The sequence below is a fragment of the Pseudomonas sp. JL27(2026) genome (genome assembly GCF_056933555.1).
Genome location: NZ_CM167794.1, coordinates 4,218,917 through 4,234,213, shown reverse-complemented (window position 1 = coordinate 4,234,213; position 15,297 = coordinate 4,218,917). Strand labels below are relative to the sequence as shown.

The window sequence follows — 15,297 nt, the reverse complement described above, 5'->3', positions numbered from 1 at the left end:
ATGTCGGGCGTGCCCTGCGGACGGTTCGGCTGTCACATACGCCGTCAAAAATTCCTCCGTGAATCCAATAAGTTAACGCAAACCTTTGATTTTGCTTGTGGTCTGTTGCATTGTGCGGCCAGCTTCACGGGTATAAACTTTGCAAACTTTACACAGAGGCCACTAACGGTTCGTTTGGAACTGTTCAGTCAGCATGAAACCGATTCAGCTGCCCCTAGGTGTGCGTCTGCGTGACGACGCTACCTTTATCAACTACTACCCAGGCGCCAATGCCGCTGCACTCGGCTATGTCGAGCGTCTATGCGAAGCCGACGCCGGCTGGACCGAAAGCCTGATTTACCTCTGGGGCAAGGATGGCGTAGGGCGTACGCACTTGTTGCAGGCGGCCTGTTTGCGTTTCGAGCAGTTGGGTGAGCCGGCGGTTTACCTGCCGCTGGCCGAGTTGCTGGATCGCGGTATTGAAATCCTCGACAACCTTGAACAGTACGAACTCGTCTGCCTCGATGACTTGCAGGCAGTGGCCGGGCGAGCGGATTGGGAAGAGGCGTTGTTCCACCTGTTCAACCGGTTGCGTGACAGCGGCCGGCGTCTGTTGATTGCCGCATCGACCTCGCCACGAGAGCTGCCGGTGAAGCTGGCGGACCTCAAATCACGCCTGACCCTGGCGCTGATTTTCCAGATGCGTCCCTTGTCCGACGAAGACAAATTGCGAGCCCTGCAATTGCGTGCTTCGCGTCGTGGACTGCACCTGACCGACGAAGTCGGGCATTTTATTTTGACCCGTGGCACGCGCAGCATGAGTGCGTTGTTCGAGCTGCTTGAGCGTCTCGATCAGGCCTCGCTTCAGGCTCAGCGCAAGCTGACCATTCCGTTTCTCAAAGAAACCCTGGGCTGGTAAACCGTGGCCTGTAGCGTGTTTCGGCATATTAAAGGCGCCAGAAAACACGCATCGGGAATAGGTTTTCACGGCGCGTGCGTAATCAATTTGGGCTTAAGCGCTTAGATGTAAACGAGAAACCGATAAGTCACATTAAGATCGATTGAATTTGCAAATGAAGTTGATAGCGGGCATAGTCTCGGCTTCTTTACAACTTCAGCCACGGTCGTGCCCATGCTAAATCGCTTCGCACCCCTCGTGCCTCTCGCACTTGTCACCCTGTTGTTCGGTTGCGCTGCGCACTCTCCAGTGTCCCAGCAAGAGCAGCAACAACAGGTTAAAAATTCTGCTACAGCTCAGTCTTCCGTTATTTACCAGGAAGAACTGGCCACCGAAAAAGAGCTCTCCGGCTTCGTCGATGGCAAGTCCTACCAGCTTCCGGTTCTGGCCGACAGCATCCTCGAACGTGGCATGTCCCTGATCGGTACCCGTTACCGTTTCGGCGGTACCTCTGAAGCCGGTTTCGATTGCAGCGGCTTCATCGGTTATCTGTTTCGCGAAGAGGCGGGCATGAACCTGCCGCGTTCCACTCGTGAAATGATCAACGTGGATGCCCCGCTGGTTTCTCGTAAAAACCTGAAGCCGGGCGACTTGCTGTTCTTCGCTACCAATGGTCGTCGCGGTCGTGTCAGTCACGCCGGGATCTACCTGGGTGATGACCAGTTCATCCACTCCAGCAGCCGCCGCAGTGGTGGTGTCCGGGTCGATAGCCTGGGCGACAGCTACTGGAGCAAGACCTTCATCGAGGCCAAGCGTGCACTCGCCATGGCACCGACAACGGTTACCGCGCGCAAGTAATCAGGCAATTTATAAGGCTATCTTAAAGTCTTACTTGAAGTTTGACGCGCAGCCGCTAGAATCCAGACATATTGTTGAATAACTAACCGCGTAAGCCTTGCTTACGCGGTTTTGTTTTCAGCCTCACGGCAGAGAAAGCCGCATCCAGATCAGGATTGTTCTGCATATGTCGACGTCGGCCCGCCTCATACTCATTTGCTTCGTGGCGCTGCTAAGCGCCTGCGCCAGCCGCACACCGCCCCCTGCAAAAGTGGTCCGGGCACCGGTATTCGCTCCCTCTCAAACCTTTTCGCCTGCTGCTGAAGACGTGCTGTTTCGCGCCTTGGGCCTGGTGGGTACGCCCTATCGCTGGGGCGGCAACACACCGGATTCGGGTTTTGATTGCAGCGGCCTGATCGGCTACGTCTACCGCGATGCGGCCGGCATCTCCCTGCCGCGCTCGACCCGTGAAATGATCGGCATGCAAGCCCCCAGCGTTGGTAAAGAAGCCCTGCAAACCGGCGACCTGATCTTCTTCGCCACCAATGGCGGCTCTCAGGTCAGCCATGCCGGGATCTACGTCGGTGAAGGTCGCTTTGTGCATGCGCCGGCCACGGGTGGCACAGTGAAGCTGGACAGCCTGTCCAAGGCCTATTGGCAAAAAGCCTATCTGAGCGCCAAACGGGTGCTGACCCCCGAACATCTGGCGCACAACCCCTAGCTCGCAGAGGTTGTCATGACCACTCGCACGCTTAATCTCGATGATTCGCTCTACCACTACCTGCTCGACGTTTCCCTGCGTGAAACGCCGTTGCAGCGGCGTTTGCGTGACGAAACCCAAACACTGCCCAACGCTCGCTGGCAAATTGCACCGGAGCAGGGGCAGTTCCTCGCGTTGCTGGTCAAGCTGACCAACGCCAAGCGCCTATTGGAAGTCGGCACGTTCACCGGCTACAGCGCCTTGTGCATGGCGGCTGCGTTACCCGATGACGGCTCGTTGATCTGCTGCGATATTCCAGGTGACTACAACGCGACGGCGCTGCGCTACTGGCAGGAAGCCGGTTTGTCTGGGTGTATCGAGCTGCGCCTGGCGCCGGCACTGGAAACCCTCGCTCAACTGGGGCAACCGGGGCAGTTTGATCTGATCTTCATCGATGCCGACAAAGCCAATTACCCAGGTTATCTGGAGCATGCGCTGCGCTTGTTGCGGGTGGGTGGTCTGGCGGTGTTCGATAACACGCTGTGGAGCGGGCGAGTGCTGGAGGTCGACTCCGACAGCGAGGACACCCGAGCCATCCAGGCGCTCAATCGTGCCTTGAAGGATGACCCGCGTGTGGATCTGTCACTGTTGCCGATCGGAGATGGGTTAACCCTTTGCCGCAAAAGGTAGGCGCTAACCCCGATTAATGTGGGAGCGGGCTTGCTCGCGAAAGCGTTATAACATTCAACATCAATGTTGACTGTCAGTCCGTCTTCGCGAGCAAGCCCGCTCCCACATTGGTTATGTGTTGGCGTTGGAGGACTTATTTGGTGGCCGAAACCCGCCACACCTTATTCCCCACATCATCCGCCACCAGCAAGCCTCCTTGTTGATCGATCACCACGCCCACCGGCCGGCCCATGGCTTCTTCGTCTTTATTGAGGAAGCCTGTGAGTACGTCCACCGGTTGCCCGGTCGGTTTGCCGGCATTGAACGGTACAAAGATCACTTTATAGCCGCTGTGCGGGTTGCGGTTCCATGAGCCGTGTTGGCCGATGAACGCGCCTTGGGTGAACGGCGCCGGCAGTTTGCTGCCCTCGGCGAAGGTCAGCCCCAGCGATGCGGTGTGCGGGCCGACGGCGTAATCCGGGGCGATGGCTTTGGCCACCTGGTCCGGGTTGGGCGGCGTGACGCGCACATCGACGTGCTGGCCGTAATAGCTGAAAGGCCAGCCATAGAAGCCGCCGTCCTTCACCGAGGTGATGTAGTCCGGCACCAGGTCGCTGCCGATTTCGTCGCGCTCGTTGACGGCGGTCCAGAGCTTGCCGGTCTGCGGTTCCCAGGCCAGGCCGTTGGGGTTGCGCAGGCCTGAGGCGAAGATGCGGTGGTTGCCGGTGGCACGGTCGACTTCCCAGATGGCGGCGCGACCTTCTTCCTGATCCAGGCCGTTTTCACCGACGTTGCTGTTGGAGCCAACGGTGACGTAGAGCTTGCTACCGTCCGGGCTGGCGATGACGTTTTTGGTCCAGTGATGGTTCAGCGCGCCGCCCGGCAAGTCGACGACTTTGGCCGGTTGCGAGGTGATGGCGGTTTCGCCGCTTTCATAATGGAAGCGCAACAAGCGGTCGGTGTCGGCAACGTACAGGTCATTGCCGACCAGGGTCATGCCGAATGGCGAGTTGAGGTTTTCCAGGAATACCGTGCGGGTTTCGGCGACGCCGTCGTGGTCGCTGTCACGCAGCAGGGTGATGCGGTTCGCGCTGGGTACGCTGGCACCGGCGCGCCCCATGACTTTGCCGGCGATCCAGCCGCGAATACCGGCGCCGTCGTCGGACTTGGGCGGCGAGTTGGTTTCAGCCACCAGTACATCGCCGTTGGGCAGCACGTAGAGCCAGCGCGGATGATCCAGGCCTTCGGCGAAGGCCGCGACGTGTGTGCCTGGAGCTGCGATCGGTTTGGCGCCTTCGGTCCAGCCGACCGCCGGGGCAATGTTCACCGTCGGGATCAGGGTTTTGTTCGGTTCCGGCAGTGTGGGCGATGGCCCGGTGCCGTCCGAGACTTGCAGGTTGGACGTCTCACCGCAGGCAGCAATCCCTGCGGCGATGGCGATGACGAGGACATGTTGAGGCTTGAGCATGCGGATCTCCCTATGAATGCAGTGCCTACATCATAGATGACCCTGGCGGCAGGAAGGTTCAGCCGGTCAGCCGCGTGCTTCCTTGAGGAGGATGGCGATCCCGGGGTGGTAGTTGCCGGCATCGCTGTGCAACTTGCGGTAGGCATACGGAAAGTACCAGGCCACGGCGCAGGTCAGTTCCTTTTGCAGGTCGTCGACCATGTCCTGGAGTTCTTCCGGGGTGGCGCTGTGTTGGGCTTTTTGCGGTGCGACGAACAGGCAGCCGAGTTTCAAGTCGCTGGCGTAGCCGATTTTCTTCGCGTCGCTGACGGCGTCTTGCAGGGCCTGTGTCAGGTTGAGGTTCGTGACCCGTGGCCAACGCTGGGTGGCTTGCAGAAAGGCGCGTTCCTCTTTGCTGGCGATGTACAGATCGGCGCGGCCATTGCGTTCGCCTTCCTCGATCTGTTTTTTTGTCGGGGCCTGCTCCAGGGTGACCAGTTCGGCCATCCACGCCGCAGCCGACAGCAAGCCGAGGTTGGCGCGTTCGTCGAACCAGTAAGGGGTTTCGTTATCGCCGCGCACCGCGTTGTAGCGATCGATACAGTCAAACCAGCGTTCCAGCACCGGGCGCAGGAATTCCAGTTTCGGATTGCTGATGATCATGCCTTGCATGTTGCTCACCTTGTTCTTGTGGTTTGGAGTTGTGGCGATTTGATATCACTGCTCTGAGTGTGGCACAAGATTGGCGTCAGTAAATTGATTCAGGCCAATTTTCCTCAGGTGTTGGCGTCTGGCTTTAATTGACGCTCCACCCCCAACCCTCTAACCTTCGCGACTTGTTTCAGGTGCTCTGTGACCCATGGGTCGACCGAGTGAAACAGGGAAGCCGGTGAGTGTGTTGCACGATCCCGGCGCTGCCCCCGCAACGGTAAATGAGTCAAGGCTGCGCCTTGTGCCACTGTGTCGAGTGTTGATACGGGAAGGCGCGCAGTCGGCAACTGCCGCTCATGAGCCCGGAGACCGGCCTGATCCATCCAGCGGCATCACGGTGGGCGATGCCAGGCTTCTTGCCGTCTATTGCTATGCCCGCCCGCCGTTACCCCGCCTCAACGGAGAGCTCCCCCATGACTGATTCCCCTGATCGTGACGAACGCCATCTGGCGCGCATGCTGCGCAAAAAAGCCGTAATCGATGAGCGTATTGCCAATTCGCCGAACGAGTGTGGCCTGATGCTGGTGCTGACCGGCAACGGTAAAGGCAAAAGCAGTTCTGCTTTCGGCATGCTGGCGCGGGCCATGGGCCACGGCATGCAGTGCGGCGTGGTGCAATTTATCAAGGGCCGTAGCAGTACCGGTGAAGAACTGTTCTTCCGGCGCTTCCCCGAGCAAGTGCGTTTTCACGTCATGGGCGAAGGCTTCACCTGGGAAACCCAGGATCGCCAGCGTGACATCGCCGCCGCCGAAGCGGCCTGGGCGGTGTCACGCGAGTTGCTGCGCGATCCGGCCATCGGCCTGGTGGTGCTCGATGAGCTGAACATCGCCCTCAAGCACGGTTATCTGGACCTGGACCAGGTGCTCAGCGACTTGCAGGCTCGCCCCCCCATGCAGCACGTGGTCGTCACCGGGCGCGGCGCCAAGCCCGAGATGATCGAGCAGGCCGATACGGTTACCGAAATGGGCATGATCAAGCATGCGTTCCAGGCCGGTATCAAGGCTCAAAAAGGCGTTGAATTGTGAGTGAGCCGCGTTTTTGTCCGGCGGTACTGATCGCCGCACCGGCTTCCGGTCAGGGCAAGACTACCGTAACCGCCGCGTTGGCCCGATTGCACCGCAATCAGGGGCGCAAGGTGCGTGTATTCAAATGCGGCCCGGACTTTCTCGACCCGATGATTCTGGAGCGCGCCAGCGGTGCGCCGGTGTATCAGTTGGACATGTGGATGGTTGGCGAGCAGGAAAGTCGTCGGCTGTTGTGGGAAGCAGCGGGCGAGGCCGACCTGATCCTCATCGAAGGTGTCATGGGCCTGTTCGACGGCACACCGTCCAGCGCGGACCTGGCGCGTCACTTCGGGGTGCCGGTGCTCGGGGTGATCGACGGCACCGCCATGGCCCAGACGTTTGGCGCACTGGCCCTGGGGCTGGCGCGTTATCAGCCGGACCTGCCGTTTGCCGGGGTGCTGGCTAATCGCGTCGGCACCTTGCGTCATGCGCAATTGCTGGAAGGCAGCCTCACTGAAGGGCTGCGCTGGTATGGTGCCTTGTCCCGGGAAACCGGGATCGAGCTGCCGAGCCGCCATCTCGGGTTGGTCCAGGCGAGTGAACTGAACGACCTGGACGCACGTCTCGACGCGGCGGCCGAGGCGCTGGCCAGCAGTTGCGAAGTGGCGTTGCCCCCCGCCGTTGAATTCGCCGCCCCCGAGGTGGTCGTTGCCGAACCGTTGCTGGCAGGCGTGCGCATTGCCGTGGCCCGCGACGAAGCGTTCGCCTTCACTTACGGCGCGAGCCTGGACCTGCTGCGGGCGATGGGCGCCGAGTTGCTGTTCTTCTCGCCGATTCATGACCGTAAGTTGCCGGATGCCGACAGCCTGTATCTGCCGGGCGGCTACCCGGAATTGCACCATGTGGCGCTGGCGCAAAACACCACGATGCTGGCGGCGATTCGCGCGCACCACGCGGCGGGTAAACCGTTGTTGGCCGAGTGCGGCGGCATGTTGTACCTGCTCGACTCGTTGACCGATGTCGAGGGGACGCGTGCCGAGTTGGTCGGTTTGCTGGCCGGTGACGCGGTGATGCAAAAACGGCTTGCCGCCCTGGCGCTGCAAGCGGTCGAACTGCCGGAAGGCTTGCTGCGCGGGCACACCTATCACCATTCGCTGACCAGTACCGAGCTTGAGCCGATTGCCCGTGGCCTGAGCCCCAACGGTGGGCGCGGGGCGGAAGCGGTTTACCGTGACGGGCGGATGACTGCCTCCTATGTACACTTTTATTTCCCGTCCAATCCCAAAGCGATCGCCGCACTGTTCCTGCCGGAGTCCGAGGCCGCCATCGCGAGCAGGCCCGCTCCCACAATGGATCACCTAACCCCTGTGGGAGCGGGCTTGCTCGCGAAGAGGCCATGACCGACAACGCATTTTCCGAAGCCGAACGCGTAGCGGTCTACCGCGCCATCGGTGAACGTCGCGACATGCGTCATTTCAGCGGCGGCACGGTAGAACCCGAGCTGCTACGGCGTCTGCTTGAAGCGGCGCATCAGGCGCCGAGTGTCGGCCTGATGCAGCCATGGCGTTTCATCCGCATCAGCGACCGGCCCTTGCGTGGCAAGATCCAGCAACTGGTGGAAGAGGAGCGGGTGCGCACGGCCGAAGCGCTGGGCGAGCGCTCCGATGAATTCATGAAGCTGAAAGTCGAAGGCATCAACGATTGTGCCGAAGTGCTGGTGGCTGCGTTGATGGACGATCGTGAGCGGCACATTTTCGGGCGCCGAACCTTGCCGGAAATGGACATGGCGTCGTTGTCCTGTGCAATCCAGAACCTCTGGCTGGCGTCCCGCGCCGAAGGGCTGGGCATGGGCTGGGTGTCGTTGTTCGAGCCGCAGGCGCTGGCCGACCTGCTCGGTTTGCCGCCAGGCGCCAAGCCGCTGGCGGTGTTGTGCCTGGGGCCGGTCGAGGCGTTTTATCCGGCGCCGATGCTGGTGCTTGAAGGGTGGGCGCAACCGCGTCCGCTGAATGAATTGTTGTATGAGAATTTTTGGGGAGTGAGTCAATGAGTGTGGCGTTATTGAGTGTCGCCGGGGTGGCGCTGGATGCGCTGCTGGGCGAACCCAAACGCTGGCATCCGCTGGTGGCGTTCGGCCGTTTTGCCGACCGCATCGAGCAACGTTTCAATTCCGGCGGTCGCGGCTGGCGCAGCCACGGCGTGACGGCCTGGGTGTTGGCGGTGTTACCGCTGACTCTGCTGGCGACCGCGTTTGCCTGGTTGCCGTACATCGGCTGGATCGTCGAGATCCTGGCGCTGTATTGCGCCCTCGGCCTGCGCAGCCTCGGCGAACACGTCGAGCCGGTTGCCCAGGCGCTACGCAGCGATGATCTGGTGGAGGCGCGCAAGCGTGTCGGTTACCTGGTCAGCCGTCAGACCAGCGAACTGGACGCGACCGAAGTCGCCCGCGCCGCCACCGAATCGGTGCTGGAGAACGGCAGTGATGCGGTGTTCGCCGCGCTGTTCTGGTTTATCGTCGCCGGCGTGCCGGGGGTGGTGCTGTATCGCCTGAGCAATACGCTGGATGCCATGTGGGGTTATCGCAATGAACGCTTCGAGCGTTTCGGCTGGGCGGCGGCGAAGATCGATGACGTGCTCAACTATGTTCCTGCGCGACTGGTGGCCTTGACCTACGCGTTGCTGGGCAAAACCCGTCTGGCATTCAAATGCTGGCGTACTCAGGGGCCGATGTGGGACAGCCCGAATGCCGGCCCGGTGATGGCGGCGGGTGCCGGTGCGCTGGGTGTGGAACTGGGCGGCGCGGCGATTTATCACGGCGAGCTGCATCAGCGTCCGACCCTTGGCGAAGGCGTGCCGGCGGACGCCGACTCCATCGACCGTGGCTGGCAACTGGTCCAGCGCGGGGTATGGTTATGGCTGCTGATTCTCTGCCTGGGGGTTGAGTTCTATGCTTGAGCACGGTGGCCGTTTGCGCAAGGCGGCGCTCACCTATGGCATCGCTGAAGCCGACTGGCTTGACCTGTCCAGCGGTCTCGCGCCCTGGCCGTGGGCGATCCCGCAGATCCCTCTGCGGGCCTGGGCCCGCTTGCCGGAAACCGACGACGGCCTGGAGCAAGCCGCTTGCGAGTACTACGGCGCGACCCAAGTGTTGCCGGTGGCCGGCTCACAAGCCGCGATTCAGTTGCTGCCGCGATTGCGTCGCGCCGGCAAGGTGGGCGTGCTGTCGCCGTGTTACGCCGAGCACGCCGAAGCCTGGCGCCGCAGTGGCTACATCGTTCGGGAAGTGACTGAGCAGGAAGTCGACTTCTTCCTCGACAGCCTCGACGTGCTGGTTGTCGTCAACCCAAACAACCCCACGGGCCTGAGCCTGACCCCGGAGCGTTTGCTCGACTGGCATGCGCGGCTGGCCCAGCGCGGCGGCTGGCTGGTAGTCGACGAAGCGTTTATGGACAACACCCCACACCTGAGCCTGTCTGCCCATGCCAATCAGGTCGGGCTGATCGTCTTGCGCTCCTTTGGTAAGTTCTTTGGTCTGGCCGGGGTGCGATTGGGGTTTGTATTGGCCGAGCGCAAGTTACTCAAGTTGCTGGCCGAGCAAGTCGGGCCGTGGGCGGTCAGTGGCCCGACGCGGGTTCTGGGGCAAGTGTGTTTGCGCGATACCGAAGGGCACACACAGCAACGCCAGCGCAGCGAGGCGGCGAGCCAGCGTCTGGCGTTGCTCCTTGAGCGTCACGGCTTCAAGCCGCAGGGCGGGTGCGCGCTGTTCCAGTGGTTGATCACCGAACGCGCCGGGCAGCTTCACGAATTCATGGCCACACGCGGCATTTTGCTGCGCCTGTTTCCCCACAACAGCAGCCTGCGATTCGGCTTGCCGGCCGATGAAGCCGACTGGCTGCGCCTCGACGAGGCGTTCGCGGCCTACCGCAAGGACGTTCCATGAGTACGCTGATGGTGCAGGGCACCACTTCTGACGCTGGCAAAAGTACGCTGGTGACGGCGCTGTGCCGCTGGCTGACCCGTCAGGGTGTCAGCGTGGTGCCGTTCAAGCCGCAGAACATGGCGCTCAACAGTGCGGTGACCGCCGACGGTGGCGAGATCGGTCGGGCGCAGGCCGTGCAGGCGCAAGCGGCGAACCTTGAGCCGCACACCGACATGAACCCGGTGCTGCTCAAACCCAACAGTGACACGGGCGCGCAAGTGATCATCCATGGCCGCGCCGTGACCACGATGAACGCAGTCGCCTATCACGACTACAAAGTCATTGCCATGCAAGCGGTGCTGGCGTCCCACCAACGTTTGAACGCGGTGTATCCGGTGGTCATGGTCGAAGGCGCGGGTTCGCCGGCCGAGATAAACCTGCGAGCCGGCGATATCGCCAATATGGGCTTTGCCGAAGCGGTGGATTGCCCGGTGATATTGATCGCCGACATCAATCGCGGCGGCGTCTTCGCCCATTTGGTCGGCACCCTGGAGTTGTTGTCGGCCAGCGAGCAGGCGCGGGTCAAGGGGTTCATCATCAACCGTTTTCGCGGTGACATTGCCTTGCTGCAACCTGGCCTCGACTGGCTTGAAGCACGCACCGGCAAACCGGTGATTGGCGTGTTGCCTTATGTGATGGATTTGCACCTGGAAGCCGAGGATGGCATTGACCAGCGCCAGACCGACAAAGTCGAGCAGGTGCTGAATGTCGTGGTGCCGGTGCTGCCGCGCATCAGCAACCACACCGACTTTGATCCGCTGCGCCTGCACCCGCAGGTCAATCTGCAATTTGTCGGGCCCGGCCAGCCGATCCCGCCTGCTGACCTGATGATCCTCCCCGGTTCCAAAAGTGTGCGCAGCGACCTTGCGTATCTGCGGGCCAATGGTTGGGACAGCGCCATCGCCCGCCACCTGCGTTACGGCGGCAAACTGCTGGGCATCTGTGGTGGCCTGCAAATGCTCGGCGAGCAGTTGCACGACCCGCTGGGGCTGGAAGGTGTGCCGGGTTCCAGTGCCGGTCTGGGGTTGCTGGCGTTTGAAACGGTGCTTGAAGAAGAGAAGCAGTTGCGCAACGTGCGCGGGCATTTGGTGTTGGAAAATGCTGAGGTCAGCGGTTATGAAATCCATGCGGGCGTGACCACCGGGGCGGCGCTGGAACACGCGGCGGTGCTGTTGGATGACGGTCGCAGCGATGGCGCACACAGCGCGGACGGGCAGGTGTTCGGCACGTATCTGCATGGCCTGTTCGAGTCGGCGCCTGCGTGCAGTGCGCTGTTGCGCTGGGCCGGTGTGCAGAACGTGCAGGAGGTCGATTACCACGCCCTGCGCGAGCGCGATATCGAGCGGTTGGCGGACCTGGTGGAGATGCATCTGGACACCGGGTTGTTGCGTGAACTCTGTGGGTTTTGAGGTGGTTTTGATGACGCATTCGCGGGCAAGCCCGCTCCCACAGGGTTACGAGGCGTATTCAAATTTTTTGTTCATTCGAGATCAACTGTGGGAGCGGGCTTGCCCGCGAAGAGGCCAGTTGCCTCACCGAATATTTTTCAGGATACCTTCATGCTGCAACTGATCCTCGGCGGTGCCCGTTCCGGCAAGAGTCGCCTGGCTGAAAAACTCGCGTCCGACAGTGGCCTGGCGGTGACATACATTGCTACCAGCCAGCCGCTGGACGGTGAAATGAATGCGCGGGTGGCCCATCACCGCGAGCGCCGTCCGGCGACGTGGGCGCTCATTGAAGAACCTTTGGAACTGGCCCGCGTGCTGCGCGAAACCGCCCGCGCTGAACATTGCCTGTTGGTGGACTGCCTGACGTTGTGGCTGACCAACCTGCTGATGCTCGACAACCCCGAGCGTCTGGCGCAGGAGCGAGAAGCCCTGCTGGACTGCCTGGCCTCGCTGCCGGGGGACATCATTTTTGTCAGCAACGAGACCGGAATGGGTGTCGTGCCGCTGGGCGAATTGACTCGCCGCTATGTCGATGAAGCCGGTTGGTTGCATCAAGCCCTGGCCGAACGCTGTCAACGTGTTGTGTTGACTGTCGCCGGCCTGCCCCTGACTTTGAAAGGAACTGCGTTATGACTGACTCCTGGTGGCTGAACCCGTGCAAGCCGATCAACGCCCAGACCCACGCGCAAGCGGCGGCCCGTCAGCAACAGCTGACCAAACCGGCAGGCTCGCTGGGGCAGCTCGAAGCGGTGGCGGTGCAATTGGCGGGATTGCAGGGGCGGGTCAAGCCGAGCCTGAATCAGCTATGGATTGCGATCTTTGCCGGTGATCACGGGGTGGTCGCGGAAGGTGTGTCGGCGTTTCCCCAGGAAGTGACTGGGCAGATGCTGCACAACTTCGTCAGCGGCGGCGCGGCCATCAGTGTGTTGGCGCGACAGCTGGAGGCGCGCCTGGAAGTGGTCGACCTCGGCACGGTATCACCGTCGTTGAACCTGCCGGGTGTGCGTCATCTGGATCTGGGTCCCGGCACGGCAAACTTTGTCTATGCCCCGGCGATGACTCGGCGCCAGGGCGAGCAAGCCTTGCAGGCCGGTCGCGACAGCGTGCACCGGGCCATTGCCGAAGGCACCGAGCTGTTTATCGGTGGCGAGATGGGCATAGGCAACACTACGGCCGCCAGCGCCGTGGCCTGCGCGTTGCTCGATTGCCCGGTGGTCAACATGACCGGGCCGGGCACCGGATTGAGTGCGGCGGGCGTCAGCCATAAAGCTCACGTCATCGAGCGAGCGTTGGCGCTGCATGCAGCTCAACGTGGCGATGCGTTGCAGACACTGTTCAACCTGGGCGGTTTTGAAATTGCGGCGCTGGTGGGGGCTTACCTGGCGTGTGCCCAGGAAGGTGTGGCGGTGCTGGTAGATGGTTTCATCTGCAGCGTGGCGGCACTGGTGGCGGTGCGCCTGAACCCGGCCTGCCGCGAATGGCTGCTGTTCGGCCATCGTGGTGCCGAGCCTGGCCATCGGCATGTGCTGGAAGCGTTGAGCGCCGAGCCGTTGCTCGAACTCGGGTTGCGTCTGGGCGAGGGCAGTGGTGCGGCGCTGGCAGTGCCGTTGTTGCGACTGGCGTGTGATCTGCACGGACAAATGGCGACCTTCGCCGAAGCGGCTGTGGCGGATCGCCCGGCATGATCTTGCGCCTTGACCTGTTGCGCCATGGTGAAACCGAACTGGGCGGTGGCCTGCGCGGCAGCCTCGACGACGCCCTCACGGCCAAGGGCTGGGAGCAGATGCGTGGGGCGGTGATAGGCAGGGGGCCGTGGGACCGTGTGATCAGTTCGCCGTTGCAGCGTTGTGCACGTTTTGCCGAGGCATTGGCTGGGCAACTCGGGCTGCCAGTGCAGCTTGAGCGCGATCTGCAAGAGCTGCATTTCGGCGCCTGGGAAGGGCAGAGCGCAGCAGCGCTGATGGAAACCGACGCCGAGGCGCTGGGGCTGTTTTGGGCCGATCCCTATGGGTTCACGCCACCGGATGGCGAGCCGGTGACGGCGTTTTCTGCACGAGTGTTGGCGGCGGTAGAACGCCTGCATCAGGCCTATGCAGGTGAACGGTTGCTGCTGGTGAGTCATGGCGGGGTGATGCGTTTGTTGCTGGCGCAGGCGCGGGGATTGCCTCGCGAACAATTGCTCAACGTCGAGGTGGGGCACGGGGCGCTGTTTACGCTGCAAGTGCAGGCTCGGGGCCTGCTCAAGGAAGAGGTCTGAACGTGTTGCCATTGTGGATTGCCCTGCAGTTTCTCAGCAGCTTGCCAATTCGTCTGCCGGGTATGCCGCAACCTCGGGAGTTGGGGCGCTCGCTGCTGTTCTATCCATTGGTGGGGCTGTTGTTCGGCGTGTTGCTGTGGGCGTTTGACAGTCTGTTGATTGGTACGCCGCCGTTGTTGCACGCCGCTTTGCTGCTGACGGCGTGGGTGGTGCTCAGTGGTGGTTTGCACCTGGATGGCCTGGCTGACAGCGCCGATGCGTGGCTTGGCGGCTTCGGTGACCGCGAACGCACGTTGACCATCATGAAAGACCCACGCAGCGGACCGATTGCGGTGGTCACGCTGGTGTTGGTGTTGCTGCTTAAATTCGCCGCGTTGCTGGCGTTGGTCGAGCAGGGGCATGGTGTTGTTTTGATCATCGTTCCATTGATCGGCCGCGCCGCGCTGTTGGGGTTGTTCCTGACCACGCCCTATGTGCGTTCGGGTGGGTTGGGTCAGGCGTTGGCCGACCACTTGCCGCGTAAGGCCGGGTGGTGGGTGTTGGCGATCAGTGCGTTGGTGTGTGCGTTGATCGGCGGTTTTGGCGGCGTTTTGGCGATTGTTATCGCGGTGCTGGTGTTCGTCTGGTTGCGGCAGGTGATGCTGCGCCGTTTGGGTGGAACGACGGGCGATACTGCGGGGGCGTTGCTGGAATTGCTGGAGATGGCGGTGTTGGTGGGGTTGGCGTTGGTCTGATGGTGATTTTTTGAATTTACGGCCGTCATCGCGAGCAGGCCCCTCTCCCACAGAGGGGCGCTCGGCAGTACCTATGTGGGAGCGAGCCTGCTCGCGATGGCGGTCTTGTGGGCAGCACACTGTCTATCTGTAACTTGATTTAACAGACTCGCGGGTATATACACGCACCATGCTTGCCTCTCAATGTTTATGCACCAACCTGCGTCGTGCCGCCCGTGGCGTCAGCAGGCATTACGACGGCGCCCTCGACGGCTTCGGAATCAACGTTGCCCAGTATTCTTTGCTATGCAACTTGCAGCGGCTGGACCAACCGAGCATTTCCACCCTGGCTGAGGCCATGGGGCTGGATCGCAGCACGTTGGGGCGCAATCTCCGGGTGCTGGAAGGCGCGGGGCTGGTGCTACTGGTCGAAGGTGAAGACCAGCGCAACCGTATCGTGCAACTGACCCAGGCCGGAAGCGAGCGTCTCGCGGCGGCGTTACCCGCCTGGGAAGCGGCGCAGCAGCGCTTGATTGATCGTTTGGGTGCCGAGAAGCGTGCAACCTTGCTGGCCTTGCTGGACGAACTCGCCTGAGGTGGCGGGCCTTTCCAAACGTAAGCCCGAATTTAAGCCCGAACTCAAGCGGGTATATACCCG

At 61.7% G+C, this 15,297-nt stretch carries 17 protein-coding genes and 1 riboswitch; of the genes, 15 read left to right on the top strand and 2 right to left on the bottom strand.

Features of this window, described 5'->3' with window-relative positions; genetic code table 11:
- The first annotated feature begins 193 nt into the window (after positions 1–193).
- The 4 genes from hda (at position 194) to AC1Z1G_RS19275 (ending at position 3,104) form a co-directional block, all read left to right on the top strand.
- Positions 194–898, top strand: coding sequence for a DnaA regulatory inactivator Hda (gene hda, locus AC1Z1G_RS19290; protein ID WP_008033543.1), 705 nt, complete (start codon positions 194–196; stop codon positions 896–898).
- Positions 899–1,111: 213 nt separating this feature from the next.
- The gene (locus AC1Z1G_RS19285) at positions 1,112–1,735 is read left to right on the top strand and encodes a C40 family peptidase (RefSeq protein WP_483621835.1); all 624 of its coding nucleotides are present in this window, start codon (positions 1,112–1,114) and stop codon (positions 1,733–1,735) included.
- Between the two features lie 166 nt (positions 1,736–1,901).
- Positions 1,902–2,435 (top strand): C40 family peptidase, encoded by a 534-nt coding sequence (locus tag AC1Z1G_RS19280; RefSeq protein ID WP_483621833.1) that lies wholly within the window; start codon positions 1,902–1,904, stop codon positions 2,433–2,435.
- Between the two features lie 15 nt (positions 2,436–2,450).
- A complete protein-coding gene (locus tag AC1Z1G_RS19275; protein WP_483621831.1) occupies positions 2,451–3,104 on the top strand; it encodes an O-methyltransferase in 654 nt (217 codons plus the stop codon).
- Positions 3,105–3,237: 133 nt separating this feature from the next.
- Here AC1Z1G_RS19275 and AC1Z1G_RS19270 read toward each other — a convergent pair whose 3' ends face one another.
- Positions 3,238–4,551: a PQQ-dependent sugar dehydrogenase gene (locus tag AC1Z1G_RS19270; protein WP_483621829.1), complete on the bottom strand. Its 1,314-nt coding sequence runs from the start codon at positions 4,549–4,551 to the stop codon at positions 3,238–3,240.
- 66 nt (positions 4,552–4,617) lie between these two features.
- The gene (locus tag AC1Z1G_RS19265; RefSeq protein WP_483621828.1) at positions 4,618–5,202 is read right to left on the bottom strand and encodes a hypothetical protein; all 585 of its coding nucleotides are present in this window, start codon (positions 5,200–5,202) and stop codon (positions 4,618–4,620) included.
- A 154-nt stretch (positions 5,203–5,356) separates the two neighbouring features.
- Positions 5,357–5,573: riboswitch (cobalamin riboswitch) on the top strand.
- 81 nt (positions 5,574–5,654) lie between these two features.
- On the opposite strand from AC1Z1G_RS19265, the gene cobO reads away from it, so the two are divergent.
- The 11 genes from cobO to AC1Z1G_RS19210 all read left to right on the top strand — a co-directional run bounded on the left by cobO (position 5,655) and on the right by AC1Z1G_RS19210 (position 15,234).
- Entirely contained in the window at positions 5,655–6,266 is a 612-nt protein-coding gene (gene cobO, locus AC1Z1G_RS19260; protein WP_483621826.1) for a cob(I)yrinic acid a,c-diamide adenosyltransferase, read from the top strand.
- Positions 6,263–7,645, top strand: coding sequence for a cobyrinic acid a,c-diamide synthase CobB (locus AC1Z1G_RS19255; RefSeq protein ID WP_483621825.1), 1,383 nt, complete (start codon positions 6,263–6,265; stop codon positions 7,643–7,645). The genes cobO and AC1Z1G_RS19255 overlap by 4 nt, the downstream gene beginning before the upstream one ends.
- Positions 7,642–8,292 carry a 5,6-dimethylbenzimidazole synthase gene (gene bluB, locus AC1Z1G_RS19250; RefSeq protein WP_483621824.1) on the top strand — a complete coding sequence of 217 codons (651 nt, stop codon included), beginning with the start codon at positions 7,642–7,644 and terminating at the stop codon, positions 8,290–8,292. The genes AC1Z1G_RS19255 and bluB overlap by 4 nt, the downstream gene beginning before the upstream one ends.
- Entirely contained in the window at positions 8,289–9,197 is a 909-nt protein-coding gene (cbiB, locus tag AC1Z1G_RS19245; RefSeq protein ID WP_483621822.1) for an adenosylcobinamide-phosphate synthase CbiB, read from the top strand. Before bluB ends, cbiB begins: the two co-directional genes overlap by 4 nt.
- Positions 9,190–10,182: a threonine-phosphate decarboxylase CobD gene (cobD, locus tag AC1Z1G_RS19240; RefSeq protein WP_483621820.1), complete on the top strand. Its 993-nt coding sequence runs from the start codon at positions 9,190–9,192 to the stop codon at positions 10,180–10,182. Before cbiB ends, cobD begins: the two co-directional genes overlap by 8 nt.
- Positions 10,179–11,630 (top strand): cobyric acid synthase, encoded by a 1,452-nt coding sequence (locus AC1Z1G_RS19235; RefSeq protein ID WP_483621818.1) that lies wholly within the window; start codon positions 10,179–10,181, stop codon positions 11,628–11,630. Before cobD ends, AC1Z1G_RS19235 begins: the two co-directional genes overlap by 4 nt.
- A gap of 150 nt (positions 11,631–11,780) precedes the next feature.
- Positions 11,781–12,302, top strand: coding sequence for a bifunctional adenosylcobinamide kinase/adenosylcobinamide-phosphate guanylyltransferase (cobU, locus tag AC1Z1G_RS19230; protein WP_483621816.1), 522 nt, complete (start codon positions 11,781–11,783; stop codon positions 12,300–12,302).
- Positions 12,299–13,354 carry a nicotinate-nucleotide--dimethylbenzimidazole phosphoribosyltransferase gene (gene cobT / locus AC1Z1G_RS19225; RefSeq protein ID WP_483621814.1) on the top strand — a complete coding sequence of 352 codons (1,056 nt, stop codon included), beginning with the start codon at positions 12,299–12,301 and terminating at the stop codon, positions 13,352–13,354. The genes cobU and cobT overlap by 4 nt, the downstream gene beginning before the upstream one ends.
- The gene (gene cobC, locus AC1Z1G_RS19220) at positions 13,351–13,926 is read left to right on the top strand and encodes an alpha-ribazole phosphatase family protein (protein ID WP_483621812.1); all 576 of its coding nucleotides are present in this window, start codon (positions 13,351–13,353) and stop codon (positions 13,924–13,926) included. The genes cobT and cobC overlap by 4 nt, the downstream gene beginning before the upstream one ends.
- A 2-nt stretch (positions 13,927–13,928) precedes the next feature.
- The gene (locus AC1Z1G_RS19215; RefSeq protein ID WP_483621810.1) at positions 13,929–14,660 is read left to right on the top strand and encodes an adenosylcobinamide-GDP ribazoletransferase; all 732 of its coding nucleotides are present in this window, start codon (positions 13,929–13,931) and stop codon (positions 14,658–14,660) included.
- Between the two features lie 169 nt (positions 14,661–14,829).
- Positions 14,830–15,234, top strand: a complete 405-nt coding sequence (locus AC1Z1G_RS19210; RefSeq protein WP_483621808.1) for a MarR family winged helix-turn-helix transcriptional regulator — start codon at positions 14,830–14,832, stop codon at positions 15,232–15,234.
- The last annotated feature ends 63 nt before the right edge of the window (positions 15,235–15,297 follow it).

Coding starts and splice junctions, on each gene's coding strand:
- bluB (WP_483621824.1), top strand. CDS start 7,642: ATGACCGACAACGCATTTTCCGAAGCCGAACGCGTAGCGGTCTACCGC.
- cobD (WP_483621820.1), top strand. CDS start 9,190: ATGCTTGAGCACGGTGGCCGTTTGCGCAAGGCGGCGCTCACCTATGGC.
- cobO (WP_483621826.1), top strand. CDS start 5,655: ATGACTGATTCCCCTGATCGTGACGAACGCCATCTGGCGCGCATGCTG.
- AC1Z1G_RS19235 (WP_483621818.1), top strand. CDS start 10,179: ATGAGTACGCTGATGGTGCAGGGCACCACTTCTGACGCTGGCAAAAGT.
- cbiB (WP_483621822.1), top strand. CDS start 8,289: ATGAGTGTGGCGTTATTGAGTGTCGCCGGGGTGGCGCTGGATGCGCTG.
- cobC (WP_483621812.1), top strand. CDS start 13,351: ATGATCTTGCGCCTTGACCTGTTGCGCCATGGTGAAACCGAACTGGGC.
- hda (WP_008033543.1), top strand. CDS start 194: ATGAAACCGATTCAGCTGCCCCTAGGTGTGCGTCTGCGTGACGACGCT.
- AC1Z1G_RS19280 (WP_483621833.1), top strand. CDS start 1,902: ATGTCGACGTCGGCCCGCCTCATACTCATTTGCTTCGTGGCGCTGCTA.
- AC1Z1G_RS19265 (WP_483621828.1), bottom strand. CDS start 5,202: ATGCAAGGCATGATCATCAGCAATCCGAAACTGGAATTCCTGCGCCCG.
- cobT (WP_483621814.1), top strand. CDS start 12,299: ATGACTGACTCCTGGTGGCTGAACCCGTGCAAGCCGATCAACGCCCAG.
- AC1Z1G_RS19270 (WP_483621829.1), bottom strand. CDS start 4,551: ATGCTCAAGCCTCAACATGTCCTCGTCATCGCCATCGCCGCAGGGATT.
- cobU (WP_483621816.1), top strand. CDS start 11,781: ATGCTGCAACTGATCCTCGGCGGTGCCCGTTCCGGCAAGAGTCGCCTG.
- AC1Z1G_RS19210 (WP_483621808.1), top strand. CDS start 14,830: ATGCTTGCCTCTCAATGTTTATGCACCAACCTGCGTCGTGCCGCCCGT.
- AC1Z1G_RS19285 (WP_483621835.1), top strand. CDS start 1,112: ATGCTAAATCGCTTCGCACCCCTCGTGCCTCTCGCACTTGTCACCCTG.
- AC1Z1G_RS19275 (WP_483621831.1), top strand. CDS start 2,451: ATGACCACTCGCACGCTTAATCTCGATGATTCGCTCTACCACTACCTG.